The following is a 17,097-nucleotide window of genomic DNA, read 5'->3' on the forward strand; positions in this document are numbered from 1 at the left end:
ATCGGAACCGCACCCGCCAAACTAGTTATGTACAAGCCCTTTCCGTCGCAGCCCGTGCTGTTGCCGCCGCCGGGGTTCCGCTGTTAGAAAATGACACGACGCGGAGAATAAGGCTGCCGGGGGCCCTCGCCGCGTCCTCCTCGAACAACGGCAGCGCATGGATTACTTCGCCCAGCAACTGATCAACGGCCTCGTGCTCGGCTCGATCTACGGCCTGATCGCGATCGGCTACACGATGGTCTACGGCATCGTCGGCATGATCAACTTCGCCCATGGCGACATCTTCATGATCGGCGGCTTCATCGCGCTGATCTCGTTCCTGGTGCTGGTGTCGTTCGGCCTCACCGCGGTTCCGGTGATCCTCCTGATCGTGCTGCTGGTCTCGATGGCGATCACCGCACTCTATGGCTGGACCATCGAACGGATCGCCTACCGTCCGCTGCGGCACTCGTTCCGCCTGGCGCCGATGCTCTCGGCGATCGGCATGTCGTTCGTGCTGACGAACTTCTCGCAGGTGTCGCAGGGCGCGCGGGTGAAGCCGGTGCCGCCGATCATCACCGGCGGCTACACGTTGCATGAGGGACCGGCGGGATTCGCCGTGCAGCTCTCCAACATCCAGATCGTGGTGGTGCTCGCCACCATCGTGCTGCTCGCGCTGTTCACCTGGATCGTCTCGCGCACCAGGCTCGGCCGCGACATGCGCGCCTGCGAGCAGGACCAGACCATGGCCGCGCTGCTCGGCGTCGACGTCGACCGCACCATCTCGATGACCTTCGTGATCGGCGCCGCGCTCGCCGCCGTCGCTGGCATGATGTACCTCTTGTATTACGGCCTGGTCGATTTCTTCATGGGCTTCGTCGCCGGCATCAAGGCGTTCACCGCCGCCGTGCTCGGCGGCATCGGCTCGCTGCCCGGCGCGATGCTCGGCGGGCTCGCGATCGGCCTGATCGAGACGTTCTGGTCGGCCTATTTCTCGGTGGAGTACAAGGACGTCGCCGCGTTCTCGATCCTGATCGTGGTCCTGATCTTCATGCCGACCGGCCTGCTCGGCCGTCCCGAAGTCGAAAAAGTCTGACGGACGCCCTCGTGAGCGCAAACCCAGTCCGCCCCTCGCCCGCTCCACAGACATCGGGCGCCGCCTTCATCTTCAAGAAAGCCCTGATCAGCGCCGGCGTCGCGCTGGTGCTGTTCTCGCTGATGATCGGCGTGCGCACCGAGGCCGGCCCGCAGGGCGGCCTGATCTACTGGACGCGGTTCGGCGACCTCGCCGCCCTCGTCGCCACCGTGTTCGGCGGCAGCATCATCGTCGAGTTGTTGCGGCAATGGTGGGGACCGGTCGACAGCGAGCGGATCGTGCCGAAGCCGGTGCAGGCCGCGATGTCGTTCGCCGGGCGCTGGCTGGCGCCGGCGCTGCTGGTGTTCGCGTTCCTGATCCCGGTGATCTTCTACAACCAGCGCTACATTCTCGACCTTTCGATCCTGGTCCTGACCTATGTGATGCTGGGCTGGGGCCTGAACGTCGTGGTCGGCCTCGCCGGCCTGCTCGATCTCGGCTATGTCGCGTTCTACGCGGTCGGCGCCTATTCCTACGCGCTGCTCGCCACCAATTTCGGGCTGTCGTTCTGGGTCTGCCTGCCGCTCGCCGGCATCCTCGCGGCGTTCTGGGGCGTGCTGCTCGGCTTCCCGGTGCTGCGGCTGCGCGGCGACTACCTTGCGATCGTGACGCTCGCCTTCGGCGAGATCATCCGCCTCGTCATCATCAACTGGCAGAGCCTCACCGGCGGCCCCAACGGCGTCTCCGGCATCCCGCGCCCGACGCTATTCGGCATCCCCCTCGACAACAGCGATGACGGGCTTGCAGCGAAACTCGGCATCGACTTCTCGCCGACCCACCGCATCATCTTCCTGTTCTATCTGATCCTGGCGCTGGCGCTGGTCACCAACTGGGTGACGATCCGGCTGCGGCGGCTGCCGATCGGCCGCGCCTGGGAGGCGCTGCGCGAGGACGAAGTCGCCTGCCGCGCGCTCGGCATCAACGTCACCACCACCAAGCTGACGGCATTCGCCACCGGCGCGATGTTCGGCGGCTTCGCCGGCGCGTTCTTCGCGACCCGGCAGGGCTTCATCAGTCCGGAATCCTTCACCTTCCAGGAATCGGCGCTGGTGCTCGCGATCGTCGTGCTCGGCGGCATGGGCTCGCAGCTCGGCGTCGCGCTGGCCGCGGTCACGATGATCGGCGGCTTCGAGCTGTTCCGCGGCCTCGACCAGTACCGCATGCTGTTCTTTGGCATGGCCATGGTGGTGCTGATGATCTGGCGGCCGCGCGGACTGATCGGCCATCGCGCGCCGACCGTGTTTCTTGAGCGCAACCAGGCGATCTCGTCCGACCTCGTCAAGGAGGGCCACGGATGAGCGACGACCACATCCTGTCCGTCGACAGCCTGATGATGCGCTTCGGCGGCATCGTCGCGGTCAACAGCCTCTCCTTCACCGCCGAGCGGCGCAAGATCACGGCACTGATCGGCCCGAACGGCGCCGGCAAGACCACGGTCTTCAACTGCATCACCGGCTTCTACCGGCCGAGCGGCGGCGCGCTCCGCCTCACCCATGACGACGGCCGCAGCTTCCAGCTCGAACGGCTCGGCGATTTCCGGATCTCCAAACTGGCCAAGGTGGCGCGCACCTTCCAGAACATCCGCCTGTTTCCCGGCATGACGGCGCTGGAGAACCTGATGGTCGCCCAGCACAACGCGCTGATGCGCGCCTCGGGCCTGACCTTCCTCGGCCTGATCGGGGCGCCGTCCTGGCGTCAGGCCGAAGAGCGCGCCATCGATCTGGCGCGGACCTGGCTCGATCGCGTCGGACTTCTGCCGCGCGCCGACGATGCCGCCGGCAATCTGCCCTATGGCGACCAGCGCCGCCTCGAGATCGCGCGCGCGATGTGCACCGAGCCGGCGCTGCTCTGCCTCGACGAGCCGGCCGCGGGTCTGAACGCGCGGGAGAGCGGCGGGCTCAACGAGCTGTTGCTGTCGATCCGCGACCTCGGCACCTCGATCCTCTTGATCGAGCACGACATGTCGGTGGTGATGGAGATCTCCGATCACGTCGTGGTCATGGACTACGGCGTCAAGATCGCCGAAGGCTCGCCGCAGGCGGTGCGCGACGACCCCAAGGTGATCGCCGCCTATCTCGGCGCCGACGAGGAAGAGGCGATCGCCGTGATGGAGAGCGGCACGTGAGCGCGGCAGCGACAGCAACTCCCCTGCTCGCTGTGCGCGGGCTGCGCGCGGCCTATGGCAAGATCGAGGCGCTGAAGGGCATCGATATCGAGATCAATGCCGGCGAGATCGTCGCGCTGATCGGAGCCAACGGCGCCGGCAAGTCGACGCTGATGATGACGATCTTCGGCAAGCCGCGCGCCCGCGCCGGCAGAATCGAATTCGACGGCCACGACATCACCGGCGTGCCGACGCATGAGATCGCGCGGCTGCGCATCGCGCAATCGCCCGAGGGACGGCGGATCTTCCCGCGCATGAGCGTGGCGGAAAACCTGCAGATGGGCGCCGATGCGACCGACTGCAGCGAGGCCGAGCGCGCCGCCGGGCTGGAACGCGTCTACACCCTGTTCCCGCGGCTGAAGGAGCGTATCGCGCAACGCGGCGGCACGTTGTCCGGCGGCGAGCAGCAGATGCTGGCGATCGGCCGCGCGTTGATGAGCCGGCCGCGCCTGTTGATGCTGGACGAGCCTTCGCTCGGCCTGGCACCGCTGATCGCGCGGCAGATCTTCGACGCCATCCGCACGCTGAACCGGCAGGACGGCCTCACCGTGCTGATCGTGGAGCAGAACGCCAACCATGCGCTCAAGCTCGCCCATCGCGGCTACGTCATGGTCAACGGCCTGATCACGCTGGCCGGAACCGGCGCCGAATTGCTGCAGCGCCCTGAAATCCGCGCCGCCTATCTGGAAGGCGGCCGCCGCGGCTAGCGGCACGTCGCACAGGCGGCCCTGCAGCAAGATGCTGCAGGCGCAGCGCGGTTTTGCCTGAAAATTGCCGGTGACTTCGCCGGGAAATCAGCCGACAATACCCGTGGTTAGAGGGTCCGGTGCGCCCGGACCTCCCGCAAGAGGCAACGACCACGAGGGACGTCTCATGAAATCATTGAATCTCATCGGCCTGGCATTGGGCGCTACGTTCGCATTGTCGGCGAGCGCATACGCGCAAGACATCACCATCGCAGTGGCAGGCCCGATGACGGGCTCCGAATCCGCGTTCGGCCGGCAGATGAAGAACGGCGCCGAGCAGGCCGTTGCCGACATCAACGCCGCCGGCGGCGTGCTGGGCAAGAAGCTCGCGCTCGAGACCGACGACGATGCCTGCGATCCGAAGCAGGCGCGCTCGATCGCCGAGAAGATCGGTTCTTCGAAGATCCCGTTCGTGGCCGGCCACTTCTGCTCGTCGTCCTCGATCCCCGCCTCTGAAGCCTATGCGGACGCCAACGTCCTGCAGATCACGCCGGCCTCGACCAACCCGCTGTTCACCGAGCGCAAGCTCTGGAACGTGGCGCGCGTCTGCGGCCGCGACGACCAGCAGGGCATCGTCGCCGCCGAGTTCATCATGAAGAACTACAAGGGCAAGAACGTCGCGATCCTGAACGACAAGACCACCTACGGAAAAGGCCTCGCCGACGAGACCAAGAAGGCGCTGAACAAGGCCGGCTTCCAGGAGAAGATGTTCGAGTCCTACAACAAGGGCGACAAGGACTTCAATTCGATCGTCTCGCGCCTGAAGCGCGACAACATCGATCTCGTCTATGTCGGCGGCTACCATCAGGAAGCCGGCCTGATCCTGCGCCAGATGCGCGACCAGGGCCTGCAGACCGTGCTGATGGCGGGCGACGCCATGAACGACAAGGAGTTCGCCTCGATCACCGGCCCGGCCGCCGAAGGCACGCTGTTCACCTTCGGCCCCGACCCGCGCAACAAGCCGACCGCGAAGGCGATCGTCGAGAAGTTCAAGGCCAAGAACATCGACCCCGAAGGCTACACGCTCTACACCTACGCCGCGATGCAGGTCTGGACCCAGGCCGTCGCCAAGACCGGCTCGACCGACGCCAAGAAGGTGATGGCCACCATCAAGGGCGGCGAGTGGGACACCGTGCTCGGCAAGCTCGCCTTCGACGCCAAGGGCGACATCAAGGTGATCGACTACGTCGTCTACAAGTGGGACGCCAAGGGCAATTACACCGAGATCAATCCGAAGGGTTCTTGAGACCTCTCGCCTCTGATCTGAATCAGAACGCGCGCAAACGCCCCGGTCCGCCGGGGCGTTTTTCTTTGCCGCCGCGGCTGCTATATCGGAGCGATCGGATACAGCGCGCGGAGCGCATCTTGAAGAACCTCCTCACCGACATTGCCGGCGTCAGCGTCGGCCACGCCGACGACGCCGCGATCGCCTCTGGCGTCACCGCCATCCTGTTCGACAAGCCGGCGGTGGCCTCGATCGACGTCCGCGGCGGCGGCCCAGGCATCCGCGAGGACTCGCTGCTGACGCCGCACAATGTGGTCGAGGCGATCGACGCCATCACGCTGTCCGGCGGCTCCGCGCTCGGGCTCGATGCCGCCGGCGGCGTGCAGGCCTGGCTCGCCGAGCGCGGCCGCGGCTTCCGCATCCGCGACGCGGTGGTGCCGATTGTGCCCGGCGCGATCTGCTTCGATCTGCTCAACGGCGGCAACAAGGCCTGGGGCCGCTTCCCGCCCTATCGCGACCTTGGCTACGCGGCGGCGAACGCGACCTCAGGCGATTTCCGCCTCGGCAGCGTCGGCGCCGGCATGGGCGCGACCACGGCTAATCTGAAGGGCGGCCTCGGCTCGGCATCGGCGAAGACCGACGACGGCGTTGCGGTCGCCGCACTCGCGGTGGTGAACTCGGTCGGCGCCGTCACCATCGGCACCGGCCCATGGTTCTGGGCCGCGCCGTTCGAGGCCGACGCCGAGTTCGGCGGCCGCGGCCTGCCGCCGTCGTTCACGCCGGACATGCTGGCGATGCGGCTGAAGGGCGGCGCCGAGGCGACCGCCGCGGAGAACACTACGCTGGTCGTGGTCGTCACCGACGCCCAACTGACAAAACCGCAGGCCAAGCGTCTGGCGATGATCGCCCAGACCGGCATGGCGCGCGCGATCTACCCGGTGCACGCCCCGCTCGACGGCGACGTGGTGTTCGCCGCCGCGACCGGCGCCAAGCCGGTCGACCCGCTGTTCGGATTGACGAAGCTCGGCGGGCTTGCGGCGAACACGGTGGCGCGCGCGATCGCGCGCGGGGTGTATGCGGCGACGCCGTTGCCCTTCCCCGGCGCGCTGCCGAGCTGGCAGGAGCGGTTTGGGTAACTGATTTTGAGGTCGGATTGCGATCGCAGCCGCGACGGCAGTGCGCTCCCTCGCCCCGTTCTTACGGGGTCGAGACGAGCGAAGCTCGCTCTTAGAGGGTTGGGGTGAGGGGCTGCCTCCGCATCAACAGTGACTCAAGAGTCCCTCACCCGGAACGCATCTGACGATGCGTTCCGGCCTCTCCCCGCAGGCGGGGCGAGGCGAAGCGCGCGCGGTCAGACCATCTCAGCACTTTACGCGCTGACCGACACCGATGCGCTTGCCTGCGCGGAGATTGCCTGCGACTGGCGCTGGATCAGCTGCTCGATGAAATTGTACGACGAGGTCGCGTTGCTGCTGGCCGAGGCCGCCGCCGGCGTCGTCATCGACACCTTGGAGCCGTCGGCATAGGTCGTCGTGGTCGTGGTCGAGCCGTCGCTGTTGGTCACCGAGGTCGAGTTCGCGCCGTCGAGCGCCTGCATCAGCGGATCGGAGCCGGAACTGCCGCCGGAGCCGTCAGCCGATCCGCTCGCCATGTGATGGTGATGATGGCCGCCGCCCTTGTGCCCCTGCAGCGCCTGCGACATCTCGTCGAGGCTAACGCTGCCGTCGCCATTGGCGTCGAGCTTTCCGAACACATCGTCGGCCTGCGCGACATTGGTGCCGCCGGCGCCGAGTGCGCTCTCGAATTCGGACTGGGTGATCTTGCCGTCGCCGTCGGCGTCGATCTGGGAGAACAGGTCCTTCAGCGCGTCCGAGCGGCTGGTCGGGGTCGTGCTGGCCGAACCCGACGCCTGCGACTGGCTTTGCGCTGACAGCAGCGCGCTCATCGTCTCCGGCGAGATCTGTGCGAAGCCGCTGCCCGACCCGACGCTGGTGCTGGTGCCGGCCGAGGTCGAAGTGGCCGCCGAGGGATCGAACAGGCCGGTCCCCTGGGTCGTGCCGGTCGTTTGCGTCTTCGCCGCCGAAGACGACTTCGACGACATCAGCGAGCTCAGCAGGTCAATCGCCGACGAGGCGGCGCCGAGGGCAAACAACATGGCAATACTCCAGACAACGCCGCGCACGGCGGCTCAATGCTGCCGACGTTCCAGCAAGCGCCATGCCATGCGAAAAACCCAATGAAATTGCGGTTTCCGGCGTCGATCCAGGTTCCGCGTACCCGGCAAGAGCTGCCGCCGCGGCAGATTTTTCCGCTTCCAGCAGCGCCTGCGCCCGGATTGCCCGCCGCGCGTCTGCATGTTAGGCGGAAACCACCCGTCGCTCCCGCAAGACTTTCGGAACAGCGCTTATGACTGCGTCATTCACCCCGCGTCCCCTCGTCATCGCTCCGTCGATCCTGGCGTCGGATTTCTCCAAGCTCGGCGAGGAGGTCCGTGCCGTCGACCAGGCCGGCGCCGACTGGATCCACCTCGACGTGATGGACGGACATTTTGTTCCCAACATCTCGTATGGCCCCGACGTCATCAAGGCGATGCGGCCGCACACCAGGAAGATCTTCGACGCGCATCTGATGATCTCGCCCTGCGACCCCTATCTGGAGGCCTTCGCCAAGGCCGGCTGCGACCACATCACCGTGCATGCCGAGGCCGGGCCGCATTTGCACCGCTCGCTGCAGGCGATCCGCGCGCTCGGCAAGAAGGCCGGCGTCTCGATCAATCCGGCAACGCCGGCGAGCGCGATCGAATATGTGCTCGATTTGATTGATCTCGTGCTCGTCATGTCGGTCAATCCCGGCTTCGGCGGCCAGGCCTTCATCCGCTCGGCGATCGGCAAGATCAGTGACATCAGGGCGATGACCGCGGGCCGCCCGATCGACATCGAGGTCGACGGCGGCGTCGCGCCCGACGTCGCGGGCGAGCTCGCCGCTGCCGGCGCTAACGCCTTCGTGGCGGGCTCGGCGGTATTCAAGGGCGGAACGCTGGACGCCTACAAGACCAACATCTCCGCGATACGCAATGCGGCGGCACAGGCGCGCGGAGAGGCAATCTGATCGTCATGCGATGACAAAGGTGCGCGCCGTGCCTGCAAGTGCGGCGCACACTCTGCTGCTGCTTTGCCACATGCACAACATTTCTGCGGGGCCGCCGCGTCATCGGGGCTTCACAGACTCGGCCATTCCGATGCACAAATCTCCCTAAGAAATAAATTTCGGGGAGGCACGCATCATGACGCTGATCGCTGTCTGCACTGTCGTCGCTCTGTGGTTTGGGCTGAATGCCGCCGTGGTTGCACGGCGCTGCTATGTCACGCGGCTGCCGGTCCGCGTGCGGGTCAACTACATCCTTCCGCGCCGGGCATAATCACGGCCGACCGCGAGGAACCGAACCATCAGAACATTCCCGGCGGCGTGACGGCTGACGCATCGTCTTGTTCCGCAGTTCCCTCACTCTCGTCCTGCACCGTCAGCCGTGACGGCCGCACCACGGTGACCGTGCACGGCGCTTCGGACGCGACCTTGGCGGAGACGCTGCCGAGCAGCGCCCGCATCATCGAGTTCTGCCGCGCACCGATGATGATGTGATCGACCAGATTGACCGCGGCGAATTCCAGCAGCGCGGCCGCGGGATCGATCGCCTCCAGCACATGCACGGTCAGCCTGTTGTCTTCGAGGCGGAACGGCCGCGCCCAGTGCTGAAGCGCCACCAGGCGGTCGACATGCTTGTTCTGGCCCTGCTCGTCGAGGGTGCGGTCGATCGCCAGGCGATTGAGCTTCAACACGTTCACGCAGGCGAGCCGCGCCGACGGCGAGGTCGACATCACGCGCTCGGCGGTGACGCGGATGGCCTCGTCCAGCGCATCGGAACCTTCGGCGATGTCGAGCGCAACCATGACGATCGGGCTCGAGGCGAGCTGGGCCGCGACATCGGATTTCGGCTGCGGCTGCACCGCGCCGAGATTGAAGCGGCGGCGCCAGACCGTTGCGATCGAATCGCGCGTGAGTCGCCGCGACCGCGCGGTGAGCTTGACCTGGTCCGGATGCGCGAGATCGAAGGCGAGTTGTGCCGCGGTCGGATAGCGCGCGGCGGGATCGATCTCCAGGCAACGCAGCACGATCTCCTGCAGCCAGAGCGGATAGTCCTCCCTGAGGCAGCGCGGCGGATACGGATCGCGCCACAGCCGCCGGCGCATGCCGCGCAAGGTCTCGCTCTCGCCGAACGGCCGCTCGCCCGTGGTGAAGAAGTACAGCAGCACGCCGAGCGAAAACAGATCGCTGCGCGGATCGTCGCGCACCCCGAGAAGGCGTTCCGGCGCCATGTAGGGCGCAGTGCCGAACGGCAGGCGGAACTCCTCCTGCAGCAGGTCGGGCAGATGCTTGTGATGCGACAGGCCGAAGTCGATCAGCACCGCCTCGCCGTGACCGCGGAACATGACGCTGCTGGGCTTGATGTCGTGATGGATGACATTCTGCCGGTGCAGGCTTGCGAGCGCGGCGGCAACCTTGCCGGCAATGGCCCTCGCCTCGTCATACGGCAGCGGCAGCTCGCCGAGCCGCTTGTAGAGCGTCTGGCCGGGGATGCGCTCCATCACCACATAGGCCTGTCGCTCGAAGTCGCCGGTGCCGAAGCACGCTGGAACATGCGGCCCGGACAGCCGCGGCAGGATCATCTGCTCCATCTCGAAGCTGACGATCGCCGCCGGATCTTCGCCCTCGGACACCAGCGGCACCTTCATCAGCAGCGGAACATTGATGCCGGGATGCGTGACGGTCCACAGCGTCGCCATGCCACCGCGATGCACCTGTTCGCCGACGGTGAAGCCATCGATCTCCGCGCCCGGCTGCATCTTGAGCGCGGCCATTTGCGTCACCTGCCGATCAGCAGGCGATCGGCGAGCCAGTGCGGCAGGCCGTTCGCCCTGATCCGCGCCGCCGCGGTCTCCATGTCGTAGGGCACGCGCAGATAGGTGATCTCGCGGCTGTCGGTGTCGAACATCGCGAACGACGCGGCCGGGTCGCCGTCGCGCGGCTGGCCGACCGAGCCGAGCACCGCGAGCCAGCGTCGCCCCGTCAGCAGTTGCACGGCGATGCCCGAGGTCGGAACGAAGCTTGTCATCTTCGCCGCCGAGGACATCGAATATAGGCCGGGCCGGTGGATGTGGCCGCAGAACGTGATCCGCAGCCCGGTTGCCATCATGCTGCGCGCGGCGTCGGCGGTGTCGCGGACATAGCGCCATCGCGCCGGGTCCGACGCTTCGGAGTGCACATAGAGACGATTGTCGTCGTCCCGTTGCAGCGGCAGGCCGGCGAGGAACGACTTCTGCTCTGCATTGAGCCGGCCGCGGGTCCAGTCGATCGCGGCCGTCGCATCGTCGTTCATGCTGTCGCTCGGCATGCCGATCGCATGGTCATGGTTGCCGCGCACCGCGAGCGCGCCATCGGCAACGAGGTCCATCACCGTGTCGACCGCCCATTCCGGATCGGCGCCATAGCCGACGATGTCGCCGAGACAGACCAGCCGCTCGGCGCCACGCGCACGCGCGGCGTCGAGGCAGGCGGCGAAGGCCTGCCGGTTGGCGTGAATGTCCGCAAAGAGCGCGAGGCGCATCGTCATCCGGCGGTGGTTGAGCAAGAGGACAAATCGATCCCCACCGGCATCAAGCATGCGCCGCCCCCTGCCCGCAATTGCGCCGATGGCGGCATGGCGCGAATGGATGGAGCGTTGTGCGCTGCGGGTGCCGCCCCGGTGAGGGCACGAAGCGGCGCAGACTGTGGAAAAAAATAAAATCGGGAAAAAGTGGCAATTGCTGATGCCACGTGGAACCCAGCCTGTTAAGGATGGAATCGTCGGGTTCACGCCCCGATTTTTATTAGGTCATAGGACAACTGACCCCGGGGCTTCACCGCTCCGGGGTTCTTTTCGTTCAGGGGTCCAGACAGCACAACGCCGCCCGCTCGGAATGCATGCGGACGGCGTTGGCCCTAGCCCCAGGAAGGAGTGCAAAATCCTGATTGGTTAAGTTTGGCACAAACTGCATAGGGGCGCATGCCCCAAACAGGCTACGGAAAATCACGGGCGACCAGATCGCCGGCAGTGCTTACTGCTTGCAGGCCCGCAGACCCTTCAGCAGCAGGCTGATCAGCGCATCGATGCGCGACGGGCACTCGGGCTTGGCCCATTCCTCGGCATGCGCCGGGTGATGATAGCGGACGGTGGCGTCGAACACGGCGCGCGCGGTCGCCTTGACATTTTCGATCTCGAACACGCCCTGCGCGACACCGTCGGACAGGATCTTCGCGACCAGGTCGACCTGCTTGTCCTTGTAGGCTTCCACCACCTCGCGGGCCTCTTGGGCGAGCGCGAGATAGGTCGCGAACATCTCAGGATCGTCGCAGACCTTCTTTTGCTTGATGGCGAACATCGTGCGCAGCCATTTCTCCAGCCGCTCCGGTGCCGGGCCATCGGAGGCCGCAAGCTTGCACAGCGGCTCGTTGGCCCGGTCGAGCCAACGCTTGGCAACCGCGTCACGCAGCGAGGCCTTGCTGGGGAAGTGGCGGTAGACGCTGCCGTGGCTGACATCCAGCGCACGGGCGACATCAACGACGGTAGCCTTGGCGAGCCCGAAGCGCCGCAGAACATCCTCGGTTGCTTCGAGGATCCGCTCGGGGGTCAAAACTACCGCCTCGTTCATGCGTTCACCGTCGTCTGGTTCTCGCTGTCCTGCCCGCGGGTGAATTTGGCGGCCTGAGCTGCCAAATGGCGGGCGACGCGAAGATTGAGCCACTGTTGAATCTGGGCGGTCAATTGGAAGATTTCTATCGTCATGGAGGTAGTCCTTCGAGGTAATCAAATCAGGCCGAACATCCCGGCCGAACCGCCGGAACATCCGATTAGGCGCCCTCCTCCCTTAGGGCTGATGAGTATATACACCATCGCGCTGACAGATTTCAATATCTGTCAGACAATATTCTGTGAACTGACCGCCCGGGATGGCTCGGGTTCCGCAGTGCCGGTCTTTGATTGGGGGTTCCAGGAATCGAAAGGGGCCGCCTCACGCAGCGGCCCCTTTGCCGGGAAAATGCCTTGGGGATGAAATCTAGCCCCGGTTATCGACAAGATTACACCCAATTGGCGCCGCAATGGGATTCCGGATGACTACTGTCCACCCGGCTGACTGATTATGGGTGATCCCTATTTCTCTGCCATTTTCATTGCTGCGCATCATTCTCATTGCAGCGCGTCCTTGGGCGGCATCCGGGGCGGCGGCAGCGGGGTGAAGACGGATGTCTGCGCGCCCGCCGGCGGGGGCACGAACACGCCGGTCGAGGAATCCCCGCCTGATGTCTCCAGGATCGTCTTGGGCGTGATGTACTCCCTGACGAAGTCCATGATGGTGCCGTCGCCGCCGCCGAAATCCGCGGCCCGCCCGCCCTGGGCGTGACCGGCCTTGATCTCGTTGTCCGCGGCGTGGGCCTGTTCGGCGAGGGCGTCGCTATAGGGAATGCGGAACGCGCGCGGGACCGCGCTCGGCCGATTGTCTTCGTCAAGCTCCTCGACCCAGAGGTAGATCGCGCCGGGATCGCCCTCCAGCGAATGCGGCTCGACGATCCGCGTGTGCAGCAGCTTGAAGTTGGCCGGCAGCCGGTCCGTCGTGGCCCAGCCGAGCAGCCCGCGCATGCCGCCGAAGCTGACGACATAGAACGCGCTGGTCACGACGATCGCCAGCGCCTTCAGCGACCAGTGCAGCCGCGCATAGACCAGCACAATCAGCAGCAGCGCGCCGACCACCGCATAGGCAACCGCGAGCGTGAAGATCACCGACTGAAAGCTAGTCACGGCGCAGCACCCTCACCCCGGTCTTCGGATCGATATCGGCGCCGTTGCGCCAGGCGCCGCGGAACGTCTCGAGCAGTGATTTCGGCCGCTGGTCGACATTGATCACCTTGCCCTCGGCGTCGAGGCGAAACCGCACCGCGGTCTTCTCGTCGCCCGTGTGATCGAGGGTGAGCTTGTTGTCGAAGATCACCTGCGCCACCGGATTGAGCTTCTGCACCTTGATGCTGGCCTCGACCGGCTGGCCGGTGGTCGCGGCGAAATGCGAGATGTTGACAGTGTATTCGCCGGGAACGATGCCGCGCACCGTGACGATCTCCTCGCGGATCGGCGAGGCGATCTTCTTGCCGTTGACCACGATGAAGTCGTTGGCGCCGCCGCGGTCGTCGCGGTCGAGCGTCAGGAAGCCGGCCTCGCGATGCCGGTACCAGGCGATGTTGCCGGCGGGGTCCTGCACGAACAGGTCGAGATCGTCGGGGTGGTTGTCCGGCCAGTCCATCGTGATGATGAACTCCGCCTTGGATTCGATCTTGCCGTCCTTGGAATCCGGCGACACCGCCAGTAGCGCCAGGAAGAACAGGAAGGCAACAACCTGCAGCGCCTTGAACAGCATGACGCCGAGGGGATCGAACGGCTCCTCGCGCGGATAGAGGCCGAACTCGTCCATCATGACCGAGTTCCGAGCCCGCGTTCCAGCGCCGGCGTGACATGCGTCTCGGTCAGCACGACAGTATCGGAAAACACCTTCTGCGTGGCGGAATCGAGCATGTAATACTGGATCCGGACCAGGATCGATCCGATCAGTCCGGCCAGCGTCGTGTACATCGCGACCGCCATGCCGTCGCTCATCAGCCCCATCGACGATTTCATCGCGACCTTGTCGGCGGCATCGAGGGTCGCGATCGGCGCCAGCATGATGATGAAGCCGATGATGGTGCCGAGCAGGCCGAGCTTCATCAGCGTGTCGGACACGAATGCGCCGAACCCGTTGGAACCGCGCAGCCGGTCGGCCAGCGTTCGTAGCAGCAGTGTCTGGTCGATCGGACCCTTGGCCTGCGCGGTCGCCTTCTGTACCAGGCTCTTGATGTGATCGGTGACGAGCCCACTCGGCAACCCGCGCGCATCGGCGGCCAACGCGCTGGCGCCATCGGGCGCAGCGAGGATTGCGCGGCAGCCGCGCGCGATCTCCCCTTCCCGCGCGATCGCCCGCGTCCGCCAGAAGCAATGCACGCAGGTGACGATGTAGAGCGCGGCGATGACGCTGGAGATGTAGGTGCGGTCGGACGTTACCATCAGGCGGATCAGCCCGTAGCGCCAGAGCAGGAACGCGGCGAAGATCGATAGCCCGGTGAAGATCATCCAGAGCAGCAAGACCCGGCGTTCCCCCGCATCCGTAGGCGCCGATGCGGTCGCCGCGCCGACCTTGGCATCCATGTTGCGTTTGCTCCCTGTGCAGACTGTTCCGCCAATCATCAGACCAGAGGCGCCTGTCCCCGTCCAATTACTTCTGCCCAGATTCCGTTGGGCAAATTTCCCGATCTGCATGGCGTGACGCGCTTGCAATTGGCCCGGAACCGCGATGCTGTTACGCTTTGCCGATTGGAGCGCGATCCTTTCGGAAAACCGCATCGCGCGTTTCCGGGTCATGCTCGCGTCGTGGAGTGGATCGCATGCGCCTCGTGCTTCAACTGGTCGCCCGCCTGCTCGTCATCGTCGCGCTGTGCCTCGGCGCCGCCACCGTGTGGGCCACGGTCGACGCCTATCGCAGCGTCGATCGCGCGACGGAGGCTTCCGCCGAGCGCGTCTCGCAGGCGCTCGAGGCGCTGTACTGGCGCGAATTGCTGCTGCGCAGCAACCGCATGCGCGAACATCTGCTGCCGGCGCCCGACTGGCGCACCATCGAGACCATGGGGCTGATCGCGCCGGGCATCTGCGTGCAGTTCGAGCCGGCCGGCGCGTTCGAGAAGCCGCTATGCGGCCAGAGCAAGGGGATCGGCAAGGCGCCGCCGCGCTGGTTCGCCGCGACCGTCGAGACGCTGCTCGGCCATCACGCCACCGTCGAGCGGCCGATCAGCGCCCGCTCGGCCACCGCGGGAACCATTCGGGCCACGCCGGATCCGGATGCCGCGATCGCGCTGGCCTCGCAGCACATCCTCGACAACATCCACGTCGCATTGCTGATGGCGCTCGCCATCGCGCTGCTCGCCTCGCTCGCGATCGCGCATACGCTGGCGCCGGCCCGCTCGATCGTATCGGCGCTGCGGCGGATGGCCGACGGCGAGTACCGCACGCCGCTGCCGCGCTTCCGCTCGATGGATCTCGCCATGATCGGCCAGGCCGTCGGCGATCTCGGCGACCGCCTCGCGCAGGCCCAGGAGGAGCGCGCCGTGCTGACCCGACGCCTGCTCGAGATCCGCGACGACGAACGCCGCGCCCTCGCCCGCGAGCTGCATGACGAGTTCGGCCAGAACCTCACCGCGATCCTTGCCTTCGCCAACACGATCGAGGCCGGCGCGCCAAGGGACGGTGCCGGCAAGAGCGAGGTCGCGCAGGACGCGCGGATGATCTCGCAGGCGACGCGCCGCATCATGGCCTGCCTCCGCGACACGCTGAACCGGCTGCGCCATCCGCCGGCCGAAGAGCTGGGCCTGGAGGCCAGCCTGGTCGATCTGGTCGACAGTTGGCGCTCGCGCGCGGCGACGCAGCCGCAGATCCAGCTCGATCTGCAGGGCGATCTGGCCGACGTCCGCGGCACGGTCGCGGCCACCGCCTACCGCGTCGCGCAGGAATGCCTGACCAATGCGCTGCGCCACGGTGCCGCGCGCGAGATCGTGCTGCGGATCGAGCGGCGAACTGGTGCGGAGAACGCGCTGCTGGTCCGCGTCGAGGACGATGGCGGCGGCGATGCGGTCCAGGTGGCGCAGTCGGCGGGTTTTGGTCTCACCGGCGTCAGCGAACGCGTCGCCGCGCTCGGCGGCTCGCTGTCGATCGCGCGCGCCCGCCGCGGCCTGTCGGTCGCGGCGACCATTCCGCTCGCCGCCTGAGATGACCACCGCCAAGACTGGCGCGAAGAATGCCGGCATCGCGATTCTGCTGGTCGACGATCATCCGGTGGTCCGCCAGGGCTACCGGCGCGTGCTCGAGCATCAGGACGATTTTCACGTCGTCGCCGAGGCCGACAACGCCGCCAATGCCTACCGCGCGTTCAAGTCGCACCAGCCTGATGTGGTGGTGATGGACATCTCGATGCCGGGGGCGAGCGGGCTGGAGGCTATCAGAAACATCCGCGCCCGCGATGCCGACGCCCGCGTCCTCGTCTTCAGCATGCATAGCGAGGCGGCGCAAGTGAAGGCGGCGTTCGGTGCCGGTGCCAGCGGTTTCGTCACCAAGGGCAGCGAGCCGGCCGAATTGATCGCCGCGATCCGCGCGGTTGCGCGCGGCGAGCACGCGATGAGCGACGACGTCGCCCGGGTGCTGGCGATGGACAGCCTGACCCCGAGCAAATCGGCGCTCGACCAGCTCGGCGAGCGCGAGATCGAGATACTGCGCCAGATCGCAGCCGGCAGCACCAAGGAGCAGATCGCCAGCAACCTCAACCTCAGCACCAAGACCGTGCAGAACTACCACTATCTGATCAAGGCCAAGACCGGCATGCGCACCGACGCCCAGTTGGTGCGGCTGGCCGTGGAGTGCGGGCTGGCTAATCTGTAGCACCGCCCGTAGCCCGGGTGAGCGAAGCGATACCCGGGGCCTGGTTGCAAACCCGCGGATATCGCTTCGCTCATCCGGGCTACGATCCACCCGCTCCCTCGCCCCGCCCTTGCGGGGAGAGGGTTGGGGTGAGGGGCTGCTTCCGCATCGACGGTGCCAGCCGACTCGCGGAGAGTCCCCCTCACCCGGAACGCATCCGGCGATGCGTTCCGGCCTCTCCCCGCAGGCGGGGCGAGGCGAAGCCGGAGC

Annotated in this window: 18 protein-coding genes; 10 read left to right on the top strand and 8 right to left on the bottom strand. The window is 66.3% G+C overall.

Features of this window, described 5'->3' with window-relative positions:
* The first annotated feature begins 157 nt into the window (after positions 1-157).
* From JQ633_RS22380 to JQ633_RS22405, 6 genes are all read left to right on the top strand, one after another.
* Positions 158-1,075, top strand: coding sequence for an ABC transporter permease subunit (locus JQ633_RS22380; protein WP_211987224.1), 918 nt, complete (start codon positions 158-160; stop codon positions 1,073-1,075).
* Between the two features lie 11 nt (positions 1,076-1,086).
* Positions 1,087-2,412 (top strand): high-affinity branched-chain amino acid ABC transporter permease LivM, encoded by a 1,326-nt coding sequence (gene livM / locus JQ633_RS22385; protein WP_349631589.1) that lies wholly within the window; start codon positions 1,087-1,089, stop codon positions 2,410-2,412.
* A complete protein-coding gene (locus JQ633_RS22390; protein WP_211987225.1) occupies positions 2,409-3,239 on the top strand; it encodes an ABC transporter ATP-binding protein in 831 nt (276 codons plus the stop codon). The genes livM and JQ633_RS22390 overlap by 4 nt, the downstream gene beginning before the upstream one ends.
* Positions 3,236-3,985 carry an ABC transporter ATP-binding protein gene (locus JQ633_RS22395; protein WP_211987226.1) on the top strand — a complete coding sequence of 250 codons (750 nt, stop codon included), beginning with the start codon at positions 3,236-3,238 and terminating at the stop codon, positions 3,983-3,985. The genes JQ633_RS22390 and JQ633_RS22395 overlap by 4 nt, the downstream gene beginning before the upstream one ends.
* A gap of 166 nt (positions 3,986-4,151) precedes the next feature.
* Positions 4,152-5,270, top strand: a complete 1,119-nt coding sequence (locus JQ633_RS22400) for a branched-chain amino acid ABC transporter substrate-binding protein (RefSeq protein ID WP_211987227.1) — start codon at positions 4,152-4,154, stop codon at positions 5,268-5,270.
* Between the two features lie 119 nt (positions 5,271-5,389).
* On the top strand, positions 5,390-6,385 hold the full coding sequence (locus JQ633_RS22405) for a P1 family peptidase (protein WP_211987228.1): 996 nt from the start codon (positions 5,390-5,392) through the stop codon (positions 6,383-6,385).
* 233 nt (positions 6,386-6,618) lie between these two features.
* On the opposite strand, the gene JQ633_RS22410 is transcribed toward JQ633_RS22405, so the two are convergent.
* Complete coding sequence (locus tag JQ633_RS22410) at positions 6,619-7,404, bottom strand: EF-hand domain-containing protein (RefSeq protein ID WP_211987229.1); 786 nt, start codon at positions 7,402-7,404, stop codon at positions 6,619-6,621.
* A 251-nt stretch (positions 7,405-7,655) separates the two neighbouring features.
* Here JQ633_RS22410 and rpe point away from each other — a divergent pair, with 251 nt between their 5' ends.
* Together rpe and JQ633_RS35450 are read left to right on the top strand one after the other, a co-directional pair.
* Positions 7,656-8,357 (top strand): ribulose-phosphate 3-epimerase, encoded by a 702-nt coding sequence (rpe, locus tag JQ633_RS22415; RefSeq protein ID WP_211987230.1) that lies wholly within the window; start codon positions 7,656-7,658, stop codon positions 8,355-8,357.
* A 175-nt stretch (positions 8,358-8,532) separates the two neighbouring features.
* Positions 8,533-8,667, top strand: coding sequence for a hypothetical protein (locus JQ633_RS35450; protein ID WP_283812801.1), 135 nt, complete (start codon positions 8,533-8,535; stop codon positions 8,665-8,667).
* Positions 8,668-8,695: 28 nt separating this feature from the next.
* Here the strand turns inward: JQ633_RS35450 and JQ633_RS22420 are convergent, their stop codons facing one another.
* The 7 genes from JQ633_RS22420 to JQ633_RS22450 form a co-directional block, all read right to left on the bottom strand.
* Positions 8,696-10,165, bottom strand: coding sequence for a serine/threonine protein kinase (locus JQ633_RS22420; protein ID WP_211987231.1), 1,470 nt, complete (start codon positions 10,163-10,165; stop codon positions 8,696-8,698).
* A 5-nt stretch (positions 10,166-10,170) separates the two neighbouring features.
* The gene (locus tag JQ633_RS22425; RefSeq protein WP_211987232.1) at positions 10,171-10,911 is read right to left on the bottom strand and encodes a metallophosphoesterase family protein; all 741 of its coding nucleotides are present in this window, start codon (positions 10,909-10,911) and stop codon (positions 10,171-10,173) included.
* Between the two features lie 490 nt (positions 10,912-11,401).
* Complete coding sequence (locus tag JQ633_RS22430; protein ID WP_211987233.1) at positions 11,402-11,995, bottom strand: TetR family transcriptional regulator; 594 nt, start codon at positions 11,993-11,995, stop codon at positions 11,402-11,404.
* Positions 11,992-12,129: a hypothetical protein gene (locus JQ633_RS22435; RefSeq protein ID WP_211987234.1), complete on the bottom strand. Its 138-nt coding sequence runs from the start codon at positions 12,127-12,129 to the stop codon at positions 11,992-11,994. Before JQ633_RS22435 ends, JQ633_RS22430 begins: the two co-directional genes overlap by 4 nt.
* A gap of 402 nt (positions 12,130-12,531) precedes the next feature.
* Complete coding sequence (locus JQ633_RS22440; protein WP_211987235.1) at positions 12,532-13,140, bottom strand: hypothetical protein; 609 nt, start codon at positions 13,138-13,140, stop codon at positions 12,532-12,534.
* Entirely contained in the window at positions 13,133-13,807 is a 675-nt protein-coding gene (locus tag JQ633_RS22445; RefSeq protein WP_211987236.1) for a hypothetical protein, read from the bottom strand. The genes JQ633_RS22440 and JQ633_RS22445 overlap by 8 nt, the downstream gene beginning before the upstream one ends.
* Positions 13,804-14,571: a MotA/TolQ/ExbB proton channel family protein gene (locus tag JQ633_RS22450; protein WP_211987237.1), complete on the bottom strand. Its 768-nt coding sequence runs from the start codon at positions 14,569-14,571 to the stop codon at positions 13,804-13,806. The genes JQ633_RS22445 and JQ633_RS22450 overlap by 4 nt, the downstream gene beginning before the upstream one ends.
* A gap of 236 nt (positions 14,572-14,807) precedes the next feature.
* On the opposite strand from JQ633_RS22450, the gene JQ633_RS22455 reads away from it, so the two are divergent.
* Both JQ633_RS22455 and JQ633_RS22460 read left to right on the top strand, forming a co-directional pair.
* Positions 14,808-16,181 carry a sensor histidine kinase gene (locus JQ633_RS22455; protein ID WP_211987238.1) on the top strand — a complete coding sequence of 458 codons (1,374 nt, stop codon included), beginning with the start codon at positions 14,808-14,810 and terminating at the stop codon, positions 16,179-16,181.
* A gap of 1 nt (position 16,182) precedes the next feature.
* Positions 16,183-16,848: a response regulator gene (locus JQ633_RS22460; RefSeq protein ID WP_211987239.1), complete on the top strand. Its 666-nt coding sequence runs from the start codon at positions 16,183-16,185 to the stop codon at positions 16,846-16,848.
* Positions 16,849-17,097: the final 249 nt, after the last annotated feature.

Source organism: Bradyrhizobium tropiciagri (assembly GCF_018130505.1).
Taxonomy (GTDB): domain Bacteria; phylum Pseudomonadota; class Alphaproteobacteria; order Rhizobiales; family Xanthobacteraceae; genus Bradyrhizobium; species Bradyrhizobium tropiciagri_B.